The sequence below is a fragment of the Janthinobacterium sp. SUN137 genome, assembly GCF_030587265.1.
Classification (GTDB): Bacteria; Pseudomonadota; Gammaproteobacteria; order Burkholderiales; family Burkholderiaceae_D; genus Janthinobacterium; species Janthinobacterium kumbetense.
Genome location: NZ_JAPWHZ010000015.1, coordinates 1 through 3,844 on the forward strand (window position 1 = coordinate 1; position 3,844 = coordinate 3,844).

Here is a 3,844-nt window from a genome sequence, read left to right on the forward strand (position 1 = left end):
CCTGGCGCGGGGCTACCTGAACCGTCCTGAGTTGACGGCCGAGAAGTTCATCGCCAACCCGTTCGGCGAAGCCGGTTCGCGCCTGTACAAGACGGGCGACCTGGCGCGCTTCCTGGCCGACGGTAACATCGACTACCTGGGCCGGCTGGACCATCAGGTCAAGCTGCGCGGGTTGAGGATCGAACTGGGCGAGATCGAGGCGGCGCTGACTCAGCATTCCGCGGTGTCGCAGGCAATCGTGATGGCGCGCGAGGACGTGCCGAACCAGAGGCGCCTGGTCGCCTATCTTCATACCCATGCCGACAAACTGGTTGCCGAACTCAAGCCCGGCGCGGACCGCACCGCCGACTGGGGCGATATCTGGAACCAGATCTACGAGCAGCCGGCCGTATCGGAAGACGAAACCTTCAATACCGTGGGCTGGACCAGTAGCTATGACCGCCAGGCCATTCCCGAGCATGAAATGCAGGAATGGGTCGGCGAGACCGTCGAGCGCATCCTCGGTCTGAAACCGGAAGGGGTGCTGGAAATTGGTTGCGGTACCGGCCTGTTACTGCACCGGATCGCGCCGCATTGCAACCGTTATTATGGCAGCGATATTTCCGACATCGTGATCGGCAAGCTGGCGGCGCAACTGCGCGCGGACGAGCTGCAAGGGGCCGACGTGCGCCTGTTCGCCTATCCGGCCGACCGCCTGGCCGAGATCCCTGCGGCCGGCTTCGACACCGTGATCATCAACTCGGTGGCCCAGTACTTCCCGAATTTCGCCTATTTGCAGGATGTGCTGGCCGCCGCCATCGGCAAGATCGGTGCGCAGGGTAGGATCTTCCTTGGTGACATACGCCACTTCGGTCTGCACAAAGTGTTCCATTCGTCGGTAGCGCTGCACCATGCTCCGCAGTACAAACTGGGCCAGGTGCGCCAGGCCGCCGCGCGCGGCCTGAACCGGGAAACCGAGCTGCTGGTGGACCCGGCTTACTTCCACTCGTTGCGCGCGGCCTTCCCGCAGATCAGCCGGATCGAGACCCTGCCTAAGCGCGGGCAGGCGTTGAACGAGATGACCCGTTACCGCTTTGACGTCGTCATTACCATCGGTGAGGTGCCATCGCACAGCGCGCCGGTGTGGCAGGCGTGGAGCGAGCTGCGGCAGGACATGGCGGAGTTGGAGGCACAGCTGGCGCAAGGGGTAGAGCAACTGGCCATCAAGGGTATCGCCGACGAGCGCGTGGCCTACGATGTCGCCGCCCATGCCAAGCTGGCCGAGCTGGGCGAAGAGGCGACGGTCGCCGACCTGCGCCGCGTGCTCTCGGCCGAGCAAACCATCGGCGTGGCGCGTGATGCACTGGAACTGCTGGCACGGCAACATGGCTATCGCCTGCATCTCCAGAGCGCTTCAGGCAGCCAAGGCCACCTGCATGCCGTCTTCACGCGGACCGACCGCGTGATCGACTGGAGCGAGCTGTACAAGGGAGAGGTGCAATATGCGAATCAGCCGCTGCCATCCCAGTTCCATGCGATGCTGCAGAAAAGCATCGTGCAGCATCTGCGCCGCACACTGCCGGAATACATGGTGCCGACCCACTTCATGGTGCTCGACGAGATGCCGCTCACGTCGAACGGCAAGGTGGACCGCAAGGCGCTGCCGGCGCCGGACACCGCCAGGGCGGATGGCGGCTATGTGGCGCCAAGCACCCGCATCGAGAAGAAAATGGCGGAAATTTGGGCGGCGGTGCTGCACCTTGATCGGGTCGGCATCCATGACAACTTCTTCGAACTGGGCGGGCACTCGCTGCTGGCGATCGGCCTGATTGAGCGCATGCGCGATGCTGGCATGGAAACCACGGTACGCGCGCTGTTCGCGGCGCCGACCATCGCCGGTGTGCTGCCAGCGCTGGGACGCGAGGAACGCGCCGTCGAGGTGCCGCCCAACCTGATCCCGGCCAATAGTCGGGTGATTACCCCCGCGATGCTGACGCTGGCGGACCTGGATGAGGACGAGATTGCCAATGTCGTCGCGGCGGTGCCGGGCGGCGCGGCCAATATTCAGGATATCTATCCGCTGGCGCCGCTGCAGGAAGGCATCCTGTTCCATTACCTGGTCCAGGAGCGCGGCGACGTCTACCTGTTGCCGACGCTGCTGGCCTTCGACGAACGTGCCAGGCTCGATGCCTTTGTCCATGCGTTGCAAAAAGTGATCGCGCGGCATGACATCCTGCGTACGGCCATCGCATGGGAAGGGCTGCGGGAGCCGGTGCAGGTTGTGTGGCGCCAGGCGCAGGCGCTTGTCGAGGAAGTCAGCTTTGATCGGCGCGACGGCGACATTGCCGCCCAACTGAAGGCGCGCTTCAACCCTGGTCATTACCGCATCGACGCACGGCAGGCGCCTTTGACGCGCGTTTTCCTGGCGCATGATCCGGTGAACCAGCGCTGGCTGCTGCAGGTCATGCAGCACCACTTCGCCTCCGACCATGCGACGCTGGAGATCATCATCGAAGAAATCCAGGCGATCCTGGCCGACGAGGAGGCGGGCTTGCCGCCGCCGGTGCCGTTCCGTCATTTCGTGGCGCAGGCACGCCTGGGTCCCAGCCCGGAAGAACATGAGGAGTTCTTCCGCGAGATGCTGGCCGATATCGATGAACCCACTGCGCCTTTTGGCCTAGTCGGCGTGCAGGGAGACTGGGCCTCCATGACAGAGGCCAGCCGACATATCGGCGTCGGGCTGGGCAACCGGATTCGCCGCCAGACGCGCAAGCTCGGCGTCAGCCCAGCCAGCCTGATGCACCTGGCGTGGGCGCAAGTGTTGGCGCGCCTGACCGGCCGCCGCGATGTGGTGTTCGGCACGGTGCTGTTTGGACGCATGCGAGGCGGGGCGGATGTGGACCGTGCGCCTGGCGTATTCATTAACACCCTGCCGATTCGCCTGGTGGTGGGGCAGGAAAGCGTGGCGCATGGCGTGCGCCATACCCACGCCCTGCTGACCCGACTGGTCAACCACGAGCATGCCCCCTTGGCGCTGGCGCAACGCTGCAGCGGCATCGAGGCTCCCACTCCCTTGTTTACGGCCCTGCTGAACTATCGCCACAGCACCCTCGGCGAAGCGCTCAACACCCATGAAGCATGGCGTGGAATGGAGAACCTGGGCACGGAAGAGAGCACTAATTATCCTGTCACGTTGTCGGTGGATGACTTTGGCGACGATTTCCTGTTATTCGTCCAGGTCAACGCGCAGGCTCAGCCCGAACGAGTGTGCAGCTACATGCAGACGGCGCTGGAGAACCTGGTTGAAGCGCTGGAGCAGTCGCCGCACATGCCGGCGGTAGCCGTCGAGGTGCTTCCGCCGCAGGAACGCGAACAGTTGTTGGTGGAATGGAACAGTACCGCGCACGCGCAGGAGCATGAGCACGCGCAGACCTTGCATGGCCTGTTCGAGCAACGGGCGCTGCGCAGCTCCGCAGCGGAGGCCGTCAAGTTCGAGGGCCAGTCGCTGACTTACGGCGAGCTCAATGCGCGCGCCAACCGCCTAGCGCACTACCTGCGCGGGCAGGGTGTGGGCGCCGACAGCTTGGTGGGTATCTGCGTCGAGCGCAGCGTCGAGATGGTGGTGGGCTTGCTGGGCATCCTGAAGGCCGGTGGCGCCTATGTGCCGCTCGATCCAGGCTATCCGAAGGACAGGTTGGCCACCATGCTGGACGATGCGCGTCCGACCGTACTGCTGACCCAGCAGGCGCTGGCCGATTCGCTGGTCGCCGCGCTGGCAGCGTCGATGGACCCGGCGTTGCCGGTGCTGTGCCTGGACAGCCAGTGGCCGTCGCTGGCAGGGGAGTCGGAAGTCAACCCGGCGCCG

1 protein-coding gene is annotated in these 3,844 nt (G+C 64.6%); it reads left to right on the forward strand.

Translation table 11 applies throughout. The features are described from left to right. On the forward strand, window positions 1-3,844 hold a 3,844-nt coding region (locus O3298_RS29055; protein WP_305061195.1), incomplete at both ends, for a condensation domain-containing protein.